We start from the raw sequence: 19954 nt of genomic DNA, 5'->3' as shown, positions 1-19954 counted from the left end.
CCACCGGAAAGTAAATTATTGCTTGAATCCGTGGGTGGATAAGTATCTTCGCTGCACTTCAGTGCCCGATTGAGCTGAAGGTTCCCCTCCCATACATTGCTGCATTATCCCTCTTTTTAAGCTCCTGAATAGGCTGGTAGATTATTTATGGCTGTCTAATTGCAATGATTGCATCACAAATAAATAAACGAGACAAGGCTGTATACAATGCAGTTGGCATAGTTTTCGCTAATCGTCTGTCAACCCTCCTTATACCGTATCTGCTGACTCTATCATGCTTTTACCAATCTACAATAACATAATAGTAAAATAGTTACTTGGTGTTAAGTATCTATTTTACAGTGTTTTAATGCTCATTCGAGTTAAGATCCGAAAAGTAACTGTGGTTTGGCATAGTTTTAGTTAAATTTTAGGAAGCAAAATAGTCTTTTTATGCCCGAACAGCCCACTGTTACTAACAGAGGGATATGTTGGTCTTAATCATCATATAATCTGTAAGGTCTATTTTGTGCTATGATATTGTCCCAAATTAAGTTGCAGATGGAAGAAATGTCTACACTACACACGGAACGTCTTAAGCCTGTGATTGGCGTTACCTCTTCGGAACAGCGTCGCCAATTCGTAGGGAAGAAGAACCAGATAATTTGCTTTGTCGGGCAGATAATAAGCTACATCTGGGAACTGATTCAAGGGAGGGTTCTTCCGTTTCAGATTGTTTCGACGTCATCTTTCTCATTATCATTTACAAAGCCTGAATGTCTAAGCAGTAGTACGCAGGATTTGGTAGGATTCGACCCAGAGCCGCCCGATATACTCGATTCGGGTCCACCTGGGAAGCACGTTTCTATAACGAAAAAAGCCTATCATTTTTTTGCACAACAACCAATGAATGAGCAATTTATACTAAGTAAGTCACCTCATGAAACCCCTCCGTTAGTTGATACGGGTGGGATTCCTGTAGCCGTGATACCCAAATCATCAATAGGAGGCAGCCTTAATCGGTTGTTATGCTTATTGATGAATGCGGTTCATGGTACAACAAGACCCGCCTTGACAGGGGCGTTGTCGGTAGTTTCCCTTCTATTGATTTTACTTGTTGGTTCGCCCATGCAGGCACAGGCGCAAGCAACCATCAACTTAAGTCTCCACAAGAGCATCAGTACACAGGCTCCTGCTATTGGTGATGTTGTTACGTATACAATAGCTGTTGCTAATGCTGCCACGGCATCAACCACAGCTACGAATGTATCAGTAACCGATAATTTGCCAGTTGGCGGTGTGGCCTTCGTGCCAGGTTCAGCTACTATTACACGTGGGAGTGGTACCTATACACCAACTGGTTCGGCAACGGCTACGGTGGGTACCTGGTCTATTCCTTCTATCGCACCGGGCGATTCGGCAGTTGTCGTTTTAAAAGCAACCGTTTTACAACGGGGTGTTTGGTTCAATACGGCTGAGGTTGCTGCGGCCGATCAGACAGATGCGAATTCAGTTCCTAACAATCAAAGCTTGTTGGAAGATGATTACGACGCTGTCTGTTTTTCGGTTCCTATCCTTTGGTATGTTGGTGATGAATATACGGTAACGATCCCATCTGGCTATGACCAGATTGTTTGGTATCGTGATAACACACCCATTAGTACATCGGCGGTATCTACGTCGTTAGCAGAAGTTAATAGTGATTTCTCGCTGACCATTAAAAGTCCTGGTGTATATCGGTTTATAACCTACCGCAATGGCTGTCCGGCAACAAACTGCTGTGACATTCAGATGATTCAAGGGCCTTATGGTAGTTTAGGCGATTTTGTTTGGCTAGATACGAATAAGGATGGAGCACAAACATCTGGTGAACCTGGTATAGATGGCGTAAAAGTTTATCTATATGATCAGACTGGTACCACTAAGTTAGACTCAACCGTTACTGCTGGTGGCGGTAAATACCTGTTTGATAGTTTAACCGATGGTAGTTATGTGGTGCAATTCATTTCGCCATCTGGCTATCAGTCTACATCAGCGAATGCGGCTGGTGTGACAGATGATTTAGATAGCGATGCTGGCGTAAATGGATTTACGGGCGTATATACAATTGATACGAGTCAGCCAGAATCCAGCACCGCACGTAATAATCCTACAGTAGACGCTGGTTTCTATATTCCATCGGCTGGCTTGGGTGATTATGTCTTTGCGGATAATAATAAGGATGGCATCCAGAATACGGGCGATACCCCAATTGCTGGTGTAGTCGTTATATTATATACGAACGGAGTGGCTTCGGCTACGACGGTGACCAACGCGAGCGGCTTCTACAGCTTCACCGGCTTAACTCCCGGTAGCAGCACGAGCTACTCAGTAGGCTTCACCACGCCGGCTGGTTACACCGCAACACTGGCTCATCAAGGTACAGATGGTACTTTAGACAGTGATGCTGATGTGATCACAGGTCGTACCCAGTCAGTAACTTTAGCCGCAGGCGAGTTCAACCCAACTCTGGACGCTGGTTTCTACATCCCATCGGCTGGCTTGGGTGACTACGTATTCTTCGACGCCAATAAAGATGGTATCCAGAATACAGGTGATACCCCGATTGCCGGTGTCGCGGTTACTCTGTATATAAACGGAGTAGCTTCAGCAACGACGGTAACTAACGCGAGCGGCTTCTACAGTTTCACCGGTTTAACCCCTGGCAGCAGCCTATCTTACTCCGTAGGCTTCACCACGCCGGCTGGTTATACGGCGACCTTGGCTAACCAAGGCACGGATGATGCGCTGGACAGTGACGCTGATCTGATTACGGGTCTGACCCAATCGGTGACGTTGGCTCCAGGTGAGTTCAATCCGACTTTGGATGCTGGTTTCTATATCCCAGGTGCTGGTTTAGGCGATTACGTGTTTGCGGATAATAATAAGGATGGCATCCAGAATGGTGGTGATACGCCAATCGCGGGTGTCGTAGTTACTCTATATACGAACGGCGTGGCTTCGGCAACGACGGTTACGAATGCCTCTGGCTTCTACAGCTTCACCGGTTTAACCCCCGGCAGCAGTCTTTCGTATTCAGTAGGCTTCACGACACCTTCAGGCTATACGGCTACGCTAGCGAACGCTGGCACAGACGACGCCTTGGATAGCGATGCTGATCCAATCACAGGCCTGACTCAGTCGGTGACGTTGGCTCCAGGTGAGTTCAATCCAACCCTGGATGCTGGATTCTACATCCCATTAGCTGGCTTAGGCGACTATGTGTTCTTCGATGCGAACAAAGATGGTATCCAGAATGGTGGTGACACCCCGATTTCTGGTGTCGTGGTCACTCTGTATATAAACGGAGTTGCTTCGGCAACGACGGTAACGAATGCATCTGGTCTCTACAGCTTTACGGGTTTAACCCCCGGCAGTAGCCTATCTTACTCAGTAGGTTTCACAACGCCATCGGGCTACACCGCAACATTAGCGAACGCTGGTACGGATGATGCTTTGGATAGCGATGCGGATCTGATTACAGGCCTGACCCAATCCGTAACGCTGGCTCCAGGTGAGTTTAATCCAACCTTGGACGCTGGATTCTACATCCCATCGGCTGGCTTGGGTGACTACGTATTTGCGGATAATAATAAGGACGGCATCCAGAATGGTGGTGATACGCCAATCGCGGGTGTCGTGGTTACCTTGTATATAAACGGTGTGGCCTCTACTACGACGGTCACGAATGCCTCTGGCTTCTATAGCTTCACGGGCTTAACCCCCGGCAGCAGTCTTTCGTATTCAGTAGGATTCACGACTCCGGCTGGTTACACGGCGACCTTGGCCCATCAAGGTACAGACGGTGCTCTGGATAGTGATGTCGATCCAATCTCGGGTCGCACTCAATCAGTGACGTTGGCTCCAGGTGAGTTCAATCCGACTTTGGATGCTGGATTCTACATTCCATTGGCTGGTTTAGGCGATTATGTGTTCTTCGATGCCAATAAAGATGGTATCCAGAATACAGGTGACACGCCGATTTCTGGTGCCGTGGTGACCTTATATACGAACGGTGTGGTCTCCGCTACGACGGTGACCAACGCGAGCGGTTTCTATAGCTTCACGGGCTTAACCCCCGGTAGCAGCCTTTCGTACTCGGTAGGCTTCACCACGCCGGCTGGCTATACAGCTACGCTAGCGAACGCTGGCACAGACGACGCCCTGGATAGCGATGCTGATCCAATCACAGGCCTGACCCAATCGGTGACGTTGGCGCCAGGGGAATTTAATCCGACTTTAGACGCTGGATTCTACATCCCGTCAGCTGGCTTGGGTGACTATGTCTTCAATGACAATAACCACAATGGTATTCAGGATGGTGGTGACACGCCGATTTCTGGTGTCGTGGTTACTCTGTATACGAACGGCGTGGCTTCAGCAACGACGGTTACGAATGCCTCTGGCTTCTACAGCTTCACGGGCTTAACCCCCGGTAGCAGCACAAGCTACTCAGTAGGCTTCACGGCTCCAGCTGGTTACACGGCGACCTTGGCTCATCAGGGTGGTAACGGTGCATTAGACAGCGATGTCGATCCAATCACGGGTCGCACTCAGTCAGTGACGTTGGCTCCGGGTGAGTTCAACCCGACTCTGGATGCTGGATTCTACATCCCATCGGCTGGCTTAGGCGACTATGTGTTCTTCGATGCGAACAAAGATGGCGTTCAGGATGGTGGTGACACACCAATCGCGGGTGTGGTGGTTACCCTGTACACAAACGGTGTAGCCTCGGCTACGACGGTTACGAATGCGAGTGGACTCTATAGCTTCACGGGCTTAACCCCAGGCAGCAGCCTATCTTACTCCGTAGGCTTCACCACGCCGGCTGGTTATACGGCGACCTTGGCTAACCAAGGCACGGATGATGCGCTGGACAGTGACGCTGATCTGATTACGGGCCTGACCCAATCGGTGACGTTGGCGCCAGGTGAGTTCAATCCGACTTTGGACGCTGGATTCTACATTCCAGGGGCTGGCTTGGGTGATTATGTCTTTGCTGACAATAATAAGGATGGCATCCAGAATGGTGGTGATACGCCAATCGCGGGTGTCGTAGTTACTCTATATACGAACGGCGTGGCTTCGGCAACGACGGTTACGAATGCCTCTGGCTTCTACAGCTTCACCGGTTTAACCCCCGGCAGCAGTCTTTCGTATTCAGTAGGCTTCACGGCTCCAGCTGGTTACACAGCGACCTTGACTCATCAGGGTGGTAACGGTGCATTAGACAGCGATGTCGATCCGATCACAGGTCGTACCCAGTCGGTAACATTAGCACCAGGTGAGTTCAATCCAACCCTGGATGCTGGATTCTACATCCCATCAGCTGGCTTGGGTGACTACGTGTTCCTTGATCACAATAATAATGGTATCCAGGATACAGGCGATACGCCACTTGCTGGTGTCGTAGTGACCTTATATACAAACGGAGTAGCTTCGGCAACAACGGTAAGTAATGCGAGTGGTTTCTATAGCTTCACCGGCTTAACTCCTGGTAGCAGCTATTCTTACTCGGTAGGATTTGGTCCATCGCCAGGATACGTGCTTACCATATCTAACGCTGGTACAGACGATGCTTTAGACAGCGATCCTGATCCAATCACTGGTCGTACTCAATCGATCACGTTAGCTCCAGGTGAATTCAATCCAACACTAGATGCTGGTTTCGATCCTGTAGCAGGCCTTGGCGACTATGTCTTCTCTGATAATAATAACAATGGTGTCCAGGATGCAGGTGATACGCCAATCGCGGGTGTGGTGGTTACTCTGTATACGAACGGTGTGGCTTCGGCAACGACGGTCACGAATGCGAGCGGTTTCTATAGCTTCACGGGCTTGACCCCAGGTAGCAGCCTTTCTTACTCAGTCGGTTTCACAACACCTTCAGGGTATACTGCTGTACTGGCTCATCAAGGTGGCAATGATGCGCTGGATAGTGACGCTGATCCAATCACAGGCCGTACCCAGTCGGTAACGTTAACACCAGGTGAGTTTAACGGAAATCTGGATGCTGGTTTCCGCCCATCCTGCCCAGTTAACTTTAATCTGGTCGTATCGAATGATGCAACGCTCTGTAATGGAGATACACTTAGCCTGGTGGCTACAACGTCGGTTCAGGGAGCAAAGGTTAATTGGTATCTGACGCCATACGACGGAACTGCTTTTGCTACCGTCAATAGTGGTGAAGCGGTTCCGGTTCATCCAACAACAACGACTGTATACTACGCTGAGGTTGTTACGACCGATGGTTGTAAGAGCGCTCGTAAGCCAGTTGTTATTGAAGTGACAACGGTACCAACGCCAATTTGCCTGGGTAATACGAAAAATACTTGCCCATCTACAACGGTCGATCTGACTGCAATTCAGATCGAAAATCACAGCACAGGATTGACTTATGAGTGGTACACGAGCCTTGATCGCTCGCAAACTACACGGGTAACGAACCTGACGGCTGTGGGTGCAGGTAAATACTATCTGTTCGCGAAATCGGGCAATTGCTACAGCAACCCAACAGTACTGACTGTTGAGATTGTTGATTGTAACTGCCAGAATGTGGCAGGTGTGAATGTAGGCCCAGGTATCGCTGCCTGCTCTGGAGATATTATTCCAGTCAAAGCAGTACTTTCTGGTTCGGCAACAAGCGTAACCTGGTCGTCGAATGGTACGGGTGTGTTTAGCAACCCAACCAGTCTGACATCTACCTATACGCCATCGGCAGCTGATATTACGGCTGGTAATGTATTGATTACCGCAACAACCAACGATCCAGACGGAGTGGGTGGTGTTTGTCAGGCAGCTACTAGCTCGCTGATTCTGCAAATCGCGCCCCGACCAGATGCTCCATTCAATGTAGCTTGCGACGATACACTGGTTTGCCAGGGTAGCAGCACGAAACTGATTGGGTTTGCGCCTGGTTTCAAAATCAACTGGTATGATGGTGACGGTAAGCTGATCGGTACAACACAAAGCGGTGGAAAACTGGTGGTAACCCCATCGAAGGCTGGCGCTATTGTGTACTCGGCTGAAGCCTTCAGCGATGCTGGCTGCGTAAGCGAACGCTCGTCACTGACAATCACAGTTGGTACCTGCCGGGCTGATCTGGCCGTCGTGAAATCGATCCTCACGCCTGGTCCATATAGCATCGGTCAGAAAATTACGTACGCTATCACGGTAACTAATAATGGTCCAATAACAGCCACAGGCGTTAAAGTGACCGACGTGTTACCGGCTTCGCTGACCTATGTAAGTTCGACACCAGTTGGTCAGTATAACCCAGCATCGGGTATCTGGAACGTCGGTAATTTGACGGCTAACTCAGATCGCAACCTGTTAATCGAAGTAGGTATCGTTGGTACCGGCTCGGTTAGAAACACTGCGATTGTAGGTAGCCCAGACAATGATCCACGCCTGGCGTACAACGATACCTCAATGGTTACGATTCCAGTTAACGCATGTGCGGTTAACCCACCATCTATCGTCTGCGCAATCACCGAGATTTGCAAAGGCGGAACCACAACGCTCAGTGCGAAAGGGTGTGCCGATGGTACGGTTGTCTGGTCGGATGGCCATACGGGAACAACAATCTTTGCTACGCCTAGTGCAACAACGATTTATACCGCTAGCTGCGTAGTTGGTCAGTGTACGAGCGTTGCTTCAAACGCGATTACCGTAACAATCGTAGAACCACAAACGCCAACGATCACAGCTAGTGCCGATAATGTTTGCCCAGGTACATCGGTGACGCTGACGGCGTCGGGTTGTGCGGGTGGCATCATCGAATGGTCTGATAAAGCGCAAACGGGTACTTCGATCGTGGTGACGCCTTACGGCAAAACAACCTACACGGCTCAGTGCCGTCTGGCGAACTGCCTAAGCAACCCAGCTGTGAAGACGATTAACGTCAACACCGATATTCCAACACCAGTTATCGTTTGTAGCACCACGGTTGTTTGCCCAGGTGAAACCATGACACTGACGGTTGAGAATTGCCTCGGTACGCCAGTTTGGAACAGCACCACAGCAACTACCAGCAGCATCATTGTGACGCCAACGCTTGGCAACAATACCTACTCGGTATACTGTAAAAATGATGCCTGTGTGAGCAAGTCGTCTCCTGTATATACCATTAACGTGGTGGCCCCAGTTAGACCAACCATAACCGCTAGTGCCGATACGGTCTGTGCTGGTAGTACGGTTACCTTAACGGCGGCTGATTGTAACGGAACGGTTTACTGGTCGAGTGGCCAAACGGGTCCAAGCATTACCGTGAGCCCAACGGCTAACATTAGCTACTACGCTCAATGTAAGTACCGGACTTGCCTAAGCGATCCATCGAACACGGTGAACATTGCCGTAGTAACGCCAACAACGCCAATTGTTAGAGTGAACAAAACACTCATCTGTAGCGGAGAGCTGGTGACACTAACAGCCACAGGTTGCAACGGTACGGTGGTCTGGCATGGTGTGGATAAAGTTGGGGCTTCGATTAATATCTACCCAACGGAAACCAAAGAATACTACGCTACCTGTAAGCAGGGCTCTTGTGAAAGCGATCCATCAACCAAGGTTCGGGTAACCGTCAATACCTCGACGGCTCCGGCACCAACAGTTGTTGCCTCAACATTGGCTACCTGTAACAATGGTTTGGTATCGCTGACAGCTACTGGCTGCGTTGGTACTGTGAAGTGGTCGGATGGTCAGACGGGCTCGGTTGTGTCGGTAACGGCAACAACGAGCAACCATGAGTTCTACGCGCTTTGCCTCCCAACCAGTGGTACAGCTTGCGGTACTGGTAAGTCGAACGTTGTGAATATCAACGTAACTCCGACACCAACACCAAGCATTGTTCGTTGCCTCTGTAGTGCCGATACGATCTGCCCAGGTGAGCAAGTGAAACTGTCGGTGAAAGACTGTCAGGGCACGCCTTACTGGAGCACCGGTGAAACAACAACGAGCATCGTTGTATCGCCAACCGTAACCACGTCTTACACAGTTTACTGTCAGGATGGTGTTTGCCAAAGCACAACAACGGATGGCTATAAAATCACGGTAATCCCAGTGACGGAGCCAACCATCACCGCATCTGCTACAACCGTTGCACCCGGTGAAACGGTTACGTTGACAGCTACTGGCTGTAATGGTACGGTGATCTGGTCGGCCAACGACATCAACGGAAACAACCAGGGTGCGTCTATCGTCGTGCGTCCAGAAGGCACACAGACTTACTACGCACAGTGTAAGTTCCGGAACTGTCTGAGCGATCCATCTGTCACGATTGTGATCAACCCTGGCGATTGCGTAGCGAAAGCAGGTACGCTGGTAGCGGTAAATGGCACAATCTGCGGTGGTTCTAGTAGCACTGTAACGGTTGCTGCCACGCTCAATGGTGGACTCGTTCAACCAACTGGCTACTCAGTTGTCTACCTGCTGACGAAAGATGGTGTGGTTCAGCAAACCAGTGCTACGCCAAGCTTCGTAGTATCGTCGGATGCTGGTAATTATGCTATCCAGACGTTAGTATACAACGGCAACGTAGGTGATAAGAACTACTTCGATCTGTCGGCAGTACATACTGGTATCACAACATCTGCCGATGTACTGGCTCTGATTGGTACGAAGTGTGCTGATCTGGATGGAGTAGGTGCTCAAGTGACTGTACATGTTATTGCACCGCCAACCTTATCGGCTACATCGCTCACCGTTTGCAGTGGTGGAACGGTTGCTCTGACCGCTACCGGCTGCACGGGAACAGTAACGTGGTCGGATGGTACGGAAGGTGCTACGTATACGAAACCAATCTACACCGATCAGTGGCTGACCGCCATCTGCACGGTTGACGGTTGTGCTAGCAGCCCATCGGCAAGCGTACATGTTACCCTGGCCGCTCCTGCTATCCCGATTATTGTGAGCGACAAGCCTGCCGTCTGCGTAAGTGAAACGCTTTCGCTAACCGCTACGGGCTGCGAAGGTGGAACCTACATCTGGTCGGATGGCACAACCGGCAGTGCGCTGACTGTAACCCCAACATCGGATGTTAGCTACCGAGTACGTTGCAAAGTGGGTGAGTGCCTGGGTGATTGGTCAGCTTATACGACCATCAAAGTGGGTGCTCCATCGGCTCCGACAATCTCGATCGCGGGTGGTTCTGGTAACATAACAACCTGCTTCGGTGCACCAGTAACGCTGGTAGCTGAAGGTTGTGGTCCGAACAGCTACGTGACTTGGTCGAATAATCAGGTAGGTAATTCGATCACTGTATCGCTGTCCAGCACAGAAACCTTCTCGGCTCGGTGCTGCAACTCGAACGCTTGTAAGAGCGTGCCTTCGAACCAGATCACGGTGACCGTACTACCGAAGGTTCCACAGCCAACGGTAAGCGATATCACCAATACCTGTCCGATCCTAACGGCCGATCTGTCGAGAGCGGTTAGCAGCAACCCTGCAACGACAGGTGGTGTGTTTGAATACTATACGGATGCCGCGTTGAGCAGTGCATCGAAAGTGGCTGATCCAGCGCACGTAGGTACCGGAACGTACTACGTAGTTGAACGTACGACCAACGGTTGCGTAGGTCTGCCAGTAGCGATTCATGTTCAGATCACAACTTGCGAAGAGCAGCCTTGTGATCCGCAGAATCCGGCAACGGCCAACGCTGGCGCTGATGCCAGTGTGTGTGCTGCGAAGAGTTTCCAACTGAGTGGTGTCATGGGTGGTGCGGGTAAAACCGCCCACTGGACCACCAGCGGTAGTGGTACCTTCGATAACTCGTATGCCTTGAACGCGACTTATACCGCCAGTCCAGAAGATGTACTGTCGGGTAAAGTAACGCTGACATTGTCGGTAAGCACGAACAATGCAGCTTGCCCAGTAGCAACAGATGATATGCTCCTGACCATCGACGGTATTAAATCGCCTGTTTCGATATCAGTAGTTTCTGGCGCACTGAACCTGTGCTACGGTGATTCGGTAGTCCTGAAAGCACTACCAAATGCTCCAGGTTACAAATGGAGTGATAACCAAACGACTCAAAGTATCGTCGTTAAGAAGAGCGGAGTGTATAGCGTCCAGCTTTATGATGGCAAAGGCTGTAGCTCAGTTAAATCGGATGATGTGGTCGTCAATGTTAGCGAACCAGTTCTGCCTCCGCTGGTGCACAATCTGCGGAATACCTGTCCGTCGAAAATTGTTGACCTGACAACGGCGCTGTCTTCGACAAACCCAGGTAGCACGTACACGTATCGGATTTGCGAATGCAACACGTCAAACATTGTGGTTCGTCCGGATTCGGTTTGTGAGGGTACGTACTGGATTGTTGAGAAAAACGCACTGGGTTGTGTAAGCAAGCCATCTAAAGTGGTCGTTAAAGTCTTCAACTGTGCTACTGACACACTCGATACCGATGTGAGCATCGCTAAGACAGCTAACACGGCGTTCGTTAAAAATGGTGAGCCTGTTACCTACACCATCACGGTGAAAAACGAAGGTTCGCATACGGCGAAAAACATCGATGTTCGTGACGTACTGCCAGCAGGCCTTGAACTGGTGCCAGTATCGTCACCATCGTACAAAGTGTCGAACGGTACGATTACGCAAACGATCGATAGTCTGCAAGCAGGTGCGTCTACCGCGATTGTGTTTGCTGCTAAGCTGACGGTGAAAGGCAAGGATGTTGTCAACACTGCCGAGATTACGTATCTCGACAACAAAGACACCAACTTGGCTAATAACACCTCAAGTGTAACGGTTAAAGACACAACGGCGCAGAAACATAGCCTGATTGGTTTAGCGAAAGCAGTACTTGGTACGCCACGCGCTGAAGGTGATTCATTGATCAAGGTTTCTTACCAATTTGTGGTAACTAACTTCGGTGACGACACTCTGAAACATGTGCAGGTTGGTGATGATCTGGCCTACGCATTCTCGCCAAATTCGGTCCTTTCCACCAAACTGACGTTGTCGAACAGTGAATCGACATTGAAGCTGAATCCGGCCTTTACTGGAGCGGGAAGCAACAGTGACCTACTTGACAACACGAGCTATATCAAACCAGGTGCTTCGGAGTTGATTGTGCTGGACGTGACGGTGAAACGGGCTGCGGGTGATTCGACCAAGTCGTTTAACAACTATGGTAGTGCGACCGCCTTCAACAGCGTAACAATCGTTTCCGATATCTCGACGAGCGGTGGTGATGCTGACCCAGATGGTGATGGCGATCCTACCAACAACACAAGTGCAGCCAGCTTCACGCTGAGCACAGCACAGCCACAGGGCCCAAGTATTGGTCTGGCGCTGGCAGTTGTGAAAATAGAGCAGCAACCTGATAGTTCGTACAACGTGACCTACAAGGCAACGATTAAGAACTTTGGCGATGTAGATCTGAAAGGTATCAGCGTGACGGATAGTCTGAGCAAGGTGTTTGCTTCACCTGTTTCCTATAGCGTTGTTGGTTCGCCAGTAACCGGATCGGGTAGCACGTTAGTAGCGAATGCAGGCTTCGATGGCAATACGCAGCCAAATCTGTTGGGTAGTGCCAGTACGTTGGCCGCTGGTGTTCTGGATACCGTTGTGTTTGTCGTGAATGTGAAGACCAATGGAAACAACGGTCCGTTCTACTCGACTGCAACGGCTGAAGGTAGCACGCTCGACGGTACGCAGGTGGTGAAGGATATCTCTAACAATGGAATCGATCCAAACCCAGTAGGTTCTACCTCGACAACGGTTCGCTTCGATCTGCCAAAAGGCTTACTCGGGGTTGCCAAGTCGGTGGGTACACCAACGCTGGTATCTGACGGTGTCTACGACATTCCGTACACGATTATCCTGAGCAACTTAGGAAGTGTAGACCTTAAGAAGGTTCAGGTAGTAGATAACCTCTCTGAAACCTTTGGTCACGGTGCGCTGATTGCTAGTAATCAAATTGCCATCACAGGCACGGGTACAGTAACAGTCAACCCAGACTACTCAGGTCAGGGCCTGATCACCCAAATGCTGGTTGATTCGGCTAGTACGCTGGCGGTTGGAGCTAAAGCGACGCTGAGCTTCACGGTTCGGGTGGACGTTAGAAGTGCTGATTCGTTGACTTTCTACAACACGGCCCTGGCTTCGGCCTTGACTCCGACCGATGAAGTAGTCGAAGACGTGTCGACGGCGGGTACCAACGATGACCCAGATAATGACCTGGACCCTCGCAATAACAGCCAGACAACGCCGATTGTATTGAATGGTCTCTCGTCTAACTCGTATATTGGGGTGGCGATGGCCGTTCGCGATACGGTTCGTCAGTCGGATGGTAGCTACAACGTAACGTACCAGATTGTGGTGAAAGCCTACGGTCCTGATCCGCTGAAGAGTGTCAGCGTAAGCGATACCCTGTCGAAGGTCTTCAACAACCTGACCGGGTCGACCTACACGCTGGTGAGCGCACCGATTATCACCTCAACGGGTAGTGCGCTGAAACTGAACCCGAACTTCAACGGTAGTTCCGATCCGCTGCTTGTTCTGGGCGACAGCACCAGTACGCTGGCGGCAGGTAAAGTCGATACGATTCAGGTGGTGGTGAATGTCGCTTCGAGCGGTAGCACGACCACGTTCCTGAACTCAGCGTATGCGCAGGCAGTGGCTAAATCGGGCACGGTCAGTGATGTGTCGACGAGTGGGTTAAACCCAGACCTCAATGGCAATGGCAACCCAACCGATTCGAACGAACGCGAAGCAACTGCGCTGAACCTGCCACCAACGTTCCAGACGATCTTCATCCCAGAAGGTTTCTCGCCGAACAATGATGGCGTCAATGATCTGTTCGTGATTCGTGGAACCGCTGGCCTGACCGTTAGTATGGACGTTTACAACCGCTGGGGTAACCTGGTATATACCAATGCCGATTACCACAATGATTGGAATGGTAAAGCTAACACGGGTACCGTAGTGGATGCCGATGCGAACGGCGTACCAGACGGAACGTACTACTACGTGATTAATTTGAGCGACGGACGCAAGTTTGTACGATACATGACGATTAACCGCTAATACCGATGTCAAATCAGTTTTCAAAAAAACATTGGGCAGTCGTGCTGCTACTGATCCTTGGGATCGGTAGCAGCCAGGTCCGGGCTCAGCAGGACAAGATGTTCTCGCAGTACATGTTCAACATGATGGCCCTTAACCCGGCCTATGCCGGTAGTCGAGATGTGCTGAGCATGTCGGCACTCTATCGGAACCAGTGGACTGGCTTACCGGGTGCGCCCCAGACCGCTACGTTCACGATGGATATGCCCCTGAATAATGAACGAGTTGGCGTTGGATTGCAGCTCTACAGCGATAAGATCGGTGTCTTGCAGGAAGCCGGTGGCTTTGCCTCTTACGCCTTCCGTATCAAAGTAGGCGCTAAAACAACGTTGGCGTTGGGCTTACAGGGAGGTGCATCAAGCTATCAGCTTAATTTAACGGACGTAAAAACGTCGCCCGATAATCAAGTTGACCCAGCTTTTGCCTCCAACATCTCAAAGGTCCTGCCCAACTTCGGTACGGGTGTCTACCTGAGCAACGACCGGGCATATCTGAGCTTATCGGTGCCTCGCTTGATTAAAAACAAACTGAGCGAGTACAACGTGGGCGACTATCGGTCGGTGCAGGCTCGTCAGGCTTATTTAGCCGCTGGGTTTGTGGTTGGTCTTACACCAGGCATCAAAATGAAGCCATCGTTGCTGGTGAAATATGCAGAAGGTGCGCCACTGGGCTTCGATGGAAACATCAATTTCTGGTTTGCCGATCGTATTTCTATTGGTGCATCGATTCGCCGGAATCAGTTTTCGTCATGGGCTAAGTACACCACCGACGCTGTCGTTGGCTTGCTTGAAGTTCAGCTAACGGACCAGTTCCGATTCGGTTATGCCTATGATTACACGATGAACGGATTACAGAGTGTAGCTCCTAGTTCGCACGAAATTATGATTCGGTATGAGTTTGGTTTCGGTAAGAACAAAATCCTGACACCGCGTTATTTTTAAGTAGAAAATAAAGGCAGAAATTAGGTTGTTGAATTGTTGTAAAGATTTGTCTTTCAATAATTTAATAGCCTAATTTCTGTTTTTTTATTTTTCAAAAAATGTGATGAAAAGACGAAAGTATTTTCGTCTTTTCACGCTTTCTTTAGCTAATTCCGGCTCAGTATTTGCTTGTTAGTAAGGTGTATTCTCCTAAGCGATTAGAGAGCATGCACCTTATTTTTTTGTATTGCCGGTTACCAACTTACACTAGTGTATGACACGAATTCTTCCTTTCATCGCTCTTCTCTGGCTGTTTGTCAGTCCCCTGATGGCCCAGTCGCTGCTTAAACAAGCCGACCGCCAGTTCGACCAGTTAGCCTATACAAAGGCCATAGAGTTATACGAGCAGGTTCTTACGAAACAAACCGCTATGTCAGACGTCGACCGTCGGGATGCGAGAGCCAAGCTGGGATATAGTTATCAGCAAACGCGTGATATGCCTAATGCTGAACGTGTTTATCGGGATTTAGTTGGCGAAGGAGATTTACCGGCAGATTATTCCAAATGCTACCTGTTTTATGCGCAGGCCCTGGCCAGCAACGGTAAATACAAAGAAGCACAGGCAGCCTATGATAAATATGGTAGTGTCCAGAATTCAGACAAACGGGCTCCCTCATTTTCAAAGCTTTATAGCGATGTAAGCGCGTTGACGAAAAATGCTGGTAGCTATAAAGTTGAATTCCTGAGTATGAATACCAAACGGGCCGAGTTTAGTCCGGTGCTGTATAAAGAGGGGCTTGTATTTGTGTCGGCAGGTACGGGCGGAAATGGGATCAAGCGCGTTTTCAAATGGAACAATACTCCGTTCCTGGATTTGTATTATCTGCCTGATGCGCAAACATTACGCGGTAAAGCCTCAAGTTTAGGGGGAAGTAAAACAGCTGTAAGGCGCCCCCAAACCCGACTGATTCGGCCGCTGGGTAGTGATGATTTCACGGCACCAACTGCCAATGACTCAAAAACAATAGGTTTCTATGGGGGTACCAATATTAACCTAGGATATGAAGATCAGCCAATTAGCGAGTCTGATCGGTTTAGCCGGACGTTAAATACCAAATACCACGAAGGGCCCGCTACGTTTACAAAAGATGGCTCGCGGGTGATCTTTACGCGCAACAACTTCAATGAAGGCGAGTACCGGAAGAGTAGTGATGGGGTGAATAAACTCAAGCTCTACACCGCAACCCAAACAAATGGCATCTGGAGTAAAGCAGAAGAATTGCCCTTCAATAGTGATGAGTATTCGACGGGGCACCCAGCACTGTCGAAAGATGATCAACTCCTGTACTTCTCGTCAGATCGGCCCGGTGGGTTAGGGGGGACCGACATCTATGTGTCTAAGTGGACTAACGGAAAATGGGGTGAGCCTGTTAATCTGGGCAAAGAAGTGAACACGAAGGGGAATGAGCTATTCCCATTTGTCGATGAAAAAGGGAATATTTATTTCTCGTCCGACGGTCGTCCTGGCCTGGGTGATCTGGACATGTTCTATGCTCAACTCACGCCCGATGGCCAGCAAGGCGTACTCGCACGTAACCTGGGCGAACCGCTTAACTCGCCTAAAGATGATTTTGGCATTGTAACGGATGGTGATCGGATGCATGGTTATTTCAGCAGTAACCGTAAAAATGGGGGTGCCGACGATGACGTATACCGTTTTACGCGTGAGGGATCGCTTTATCCATGTCGTGAGCTTACGGTAAGTGTTACCGATGCCGATTCAAAGCAACCATTGGCAAATACCTCAGTTGCCTGGGATAATGCCGCCAACGATAAGCAGAAGGAGCTGAAAACTGATTCGGAAGGCTTGGTTCGTATTTGTTTGGATGTAGACAGCGACTTTAAATTCCTGGCCAGTCACGAAGGATACACCGACAGTAAAGTTGGTTTCTCGACGAAGGATTTGTCTGATGATCAGCCTTCTCGTTTAGAAATTCCCTTAACGAAACCGAAAGCAGAAGAGTCTACGGCCATGACCACCTTGCGTGGTCGGGTAACAACTCAAACCGACAAAACTCCAATTGCTGGTGTAAAAGTCGTGTTAGTGAACGAATGTGATGGTAGTAAGCAGGAAGCTACTACAGGTGAGGATGGTAGCTATGAATTCCCGGTGAAACCAGGATGCAACTATTCGCTCGAAGCCATGAAGGACAACATGGCTTCAATGGGTAGTCGTATTTCCAAAGAAGGTGTTGGTTCAACCGACCTAACTATGTTTAAGAAGGGTGATGTTGTTAAAATCGATAACATCTACTACAACCTTAACAAATCGAATATCCGGCCCGATGCGGCTGTTGAGTTGAACAAGGTGGTTGACTTGATGAAGAAATATCCAACCATGACCATCGAAATGCGTTCTCATACCGATAGTCGGTCAACAGCCAAATACAACAATACATTGTCAACCAGTCGGGCAAGGGCGGCAGTCGCTTACCTAAAATCGAAAGGCATTGCAGCTAAACGAATGGTGGCCAAAGGCTATGGGGAGAGCGAATTGCTGAATAAATGCAAAGACGGCGTGAACTGTTCTGAAGAAGAACATCAGCAAAATCGCCGGACCGAGATTAAAATTCTCAAGTTGGATTAATAAATTTTAAACACAGAGGGCACAGAGAAAAAAACGGAGTACACAGAGCGCTATTATTGGTTTTCTCCGTGTACTCCGTTTTTTCTCTGTGCCCTCTGTGTTTTACTTTTTTTAATGCTTTAGGTTTTCCACGCAAAACCTCGCAACTTGTTTCTTTATTTAAACGACTCTATGCATTTAAACGACTCTATGCGCTTAGGTTTCCTTACCTCAATTATTTCTTTTCTGATCGGTAGCTTTTTACTGTTTTCGAGTCAGCGTGTCTACGCACAAAAAGAAGTTTTGTACTCACAGTACCTCTTAAACCCTTTAAGTATCAACCCCGCTTATGCTGGAAGTCGTGAATCATTACATCTATCAGCCTTTCTCCGACGCAAATGGATTAGTGTTCGGTATGCTCCGGTTACGCAGAGCGTGGCAGTTGATGGGGCTGTGGCCAATGGCAAGGTAGGACTGGGTTTCCAGGCGTTAAACGATAAAATGGGGGTATACACAACGCAGGGAGCGTACGGGAGCGTTGCCTACCGTTTTAACTTGCCGGCCCTGGCAAAACTGTCCATTGGAGTTCAGGGAGGAGTAAGTGTAATACCGCTTTACGACGTAACTACAGCCACAAGTATAAATAAAGCGGTTGCCAGCCTGGGCGTAGGAGTTTACTACCAGTCAGATCGTTTCTTTGCCGGTGTTTCGGCACCAGAACTGAGCGGACAGGTGACGGATCTGACGGGGCGATACATTTACAAAAGTGTCCGACCGATTATGATTCAGGCAGGAGTGCCCATTGAAGTTGCTGAAAATACGGTGTTGATTCCCTCTGTCCTGATTTCAAAAATCGCCGATCGCGATCTTGGCTTTGATATCAACCTTCGGGCATGGTTCAACGAACAGATAGGATTGGGACTGTCGTACCGGCAGAATAGTCCAGGGGTAATTTCGACAAACTATGTGCAGGCAATAGCCGAATACCAACTAACAAAAGCAATCCGGCTGGCTTATACCTTCAACTCCCAAACCCCGGAAAGCCCCAACGCCATGCAATATGATCAGAAGAGCGTTCATGAGATTATGCTTCGTTTTTCTCCCAACGTGCTGACGTTTAAGTATTGATCTATTGCCTGGTTTTTTACATAGGTAAGGCAATGAAAAAAAGTAGTAAATTGTCCCCCTTGAAACGTAACAAAATGCCCGTGTGAAACCTTCTACTGAGATTTTCAGGGCCGACATGTTGCGCTATTTATCGGCCAGTAGTCGTATGCCTAATCAATCTGTTATTCAGAATTTGTATATACCCAGCGATCTTGATCGTGAGTTTCCGCTTGCTCCGCATTTTGTGCAGACGTTCGGTTCTTACCCGAATTATCTTCATTTCAATGATGATTTTAAGCCATCTGGGCAACAATTGTTAGAAACACGGGGGTTTGTGTTAATTAACCACTCTATTCGGGTTACGGATCAGGGCTGGCATGCTATCGAGCGGATTTATCAACACGAAGATGGCATCCTATTGAAAGCCGAGTTTGTGGGGGATCGCTTTTTTAGACTCTACGGCTACTATCGTGACGAGCTATCGGCAAAGAAGCTACTGGATGGATTTCAGGATCATAAATATGTACACGAAGATAATCAGACGCATATATACCTGATTCAGAGTGGTCTGGGTGGTTTGCACACCGAACGTGTAGAAATTCTACCACCCACCATCGATCTGGAATTGCACTACAACGATGATTTCCTGGTTGTTCATGATCGGTTGGTTAATCTGTTGGCTCAACCCAAAAGCAAAGGGCTGATTCTGCTCCATGGTGAGCCTGGAACGGGTAAAACGACTTATATCAAACACCTCAGTTCGCTGGTCAAAAAGGACATGCTCATTTTGCCGCCTTATATGACCAATTACCTGACATCGCCCGAAATTATTCCGTTTTTGCTGGATAATAAAGACTCTGTGTTGATCATCGAAGACGCCGAACGAATTCTACAGTCGCGTGAGGCCGGTGGCGACACGAATAGCGTTTCGAACATACTGAACCTGACTGATGGCCTCCTTGCCGACTGTATGCATATACAGGTCATTGCCACATTCAACGCCAGCAAACATCTGCTAGACAAAGCACTGCTTCGAAAAGGGCGTCTGATGGTCGATTATGCGTTTGGTAAACTGGACGCAGCCAAAGCCAACAAGTTACTAACGCATCTGGGAATGGACTATCGCACCAAAGACCCCATGACTTTGGCTGATATTTTCAACCTCGAAGAGCAAACGGTTTCGGGCGAACGACACGAAGTGAAGATGGGGTTTTAG

5 protein-coding genes are annotated in these 19954 nt (G+C 49.1%); all 5 read left to right on the top strand.

Features of this window, described 5'->3' with window-relative positions:
- Positions 1-549 precede the first annotated feature (549 nt).
- The 5 genes from ACYVGR_RS25250 to ACYVGR_RS25230 all read left to right on the top strand — a co-directional run bounded on the left by ACYVGR_RS25250 (position 550) and on the right by ACYVGR_RS25230 (position 19954).
- Positions 550-14046 (top strand): SdrD B-like domain-containing protein, encoded by a 13497-nt coding sequence (locus ACYVGR_RS25250; protein ID WP_460961997.1) that lies wholly within the window; start codon positions 550-552, stop codon positions 14044-14046.
- 5 nt (positions 14047-14051) lie between these two features.
- Entirely contained in the window at positions 14052-15026 is a 975-nt protein-coding gene (locus ACYVGR_RS25245) for a PorP/SprF family type IX secretion system membrane protein (protein ID WP_182460918.1), read from the top strand.
- Positions 15027-15279: 253 nt separating this feature from the next.
- Positions 15280-17652, top strand: coding sequence for a carboxypeptidase regulatory-like domain-containing protein (locus tag ACYVGR_RS25240; protein ID WP_460961994.1), 2373 nt, complete (start codon positions 15280-15282; stop codon positions 17650-17652).
- A gap of 171 nt (positions 17653-17823) precedes the next feature.
- Positions 17824-18759, top strand: coding sequence for a PorP/SprF family type IX secretion system membrane protein (locus ACYVGR_RS25235; RefSeq protein ID WP_460961992.1), 936 nt, complete (start codon positions 17824-17826; stop codon positions 18757-18759).
- 115 nt (positions 18760-18874) lie between these two features.
- Positions 18875-19954: an AAA family ATPase gene (locus ACYVGR_RS25230; RefSeq protein WP_460962434.1), complete on the top strand. Its 1080-nt coding sequence runs from the start codon at positions 18875-18877 to the stop codon at positions 19952-19954.

It is taken from the genome of Spirosoma litoris (assembly GCF_054776755.1).
Note: the sequence above shows the minus strand (reverse complement) of the source record. Positions and strands in the feature narration are given on the sequence as shown.

What these genes read in the sequence shown, in the direction of transcription:
- ACYVGR_RS25250 (WP_460961997.1), top strand. Translation starts at nt 550, where the DNA reads ATGTCTACACTACACACGGAACGTCTTAAGCCTGTGATTGGCGTTACC.
- ACYVGR_RS25245 (WP_182460918.1), top strand. Translation starts at nt 14,052, where the DNA reads ATGTCAAATCAGTTTTCAAAAAAACATTGGGCAGTCGTGCTGCTACTG.
- ACYVGR_RS25240 (WP_460961994.1), top strand. Translation starts at nt 15,280, where the DNA reads ATGACACGAATTCTTCCTTTCATCGCTCTTCTCTGGCTGTTTGTCAGT.
- ACYVGR_RS25235 (WP_460961992.1), top strand. Translation starts at nt 17,824, where the DNA reads ATGCATTTAAACGACTCTATGCGCTTAGGTTTCCTTACCTCAATTATT.
- ACYVGR_RS25230 (WP_460962434.1), top strand. Translation starts at nt 18,875, where the DNA reads ATGTTGCGCTATTTATCGGCCAGTAGTCGTATGCCTAATCAATCTGTT.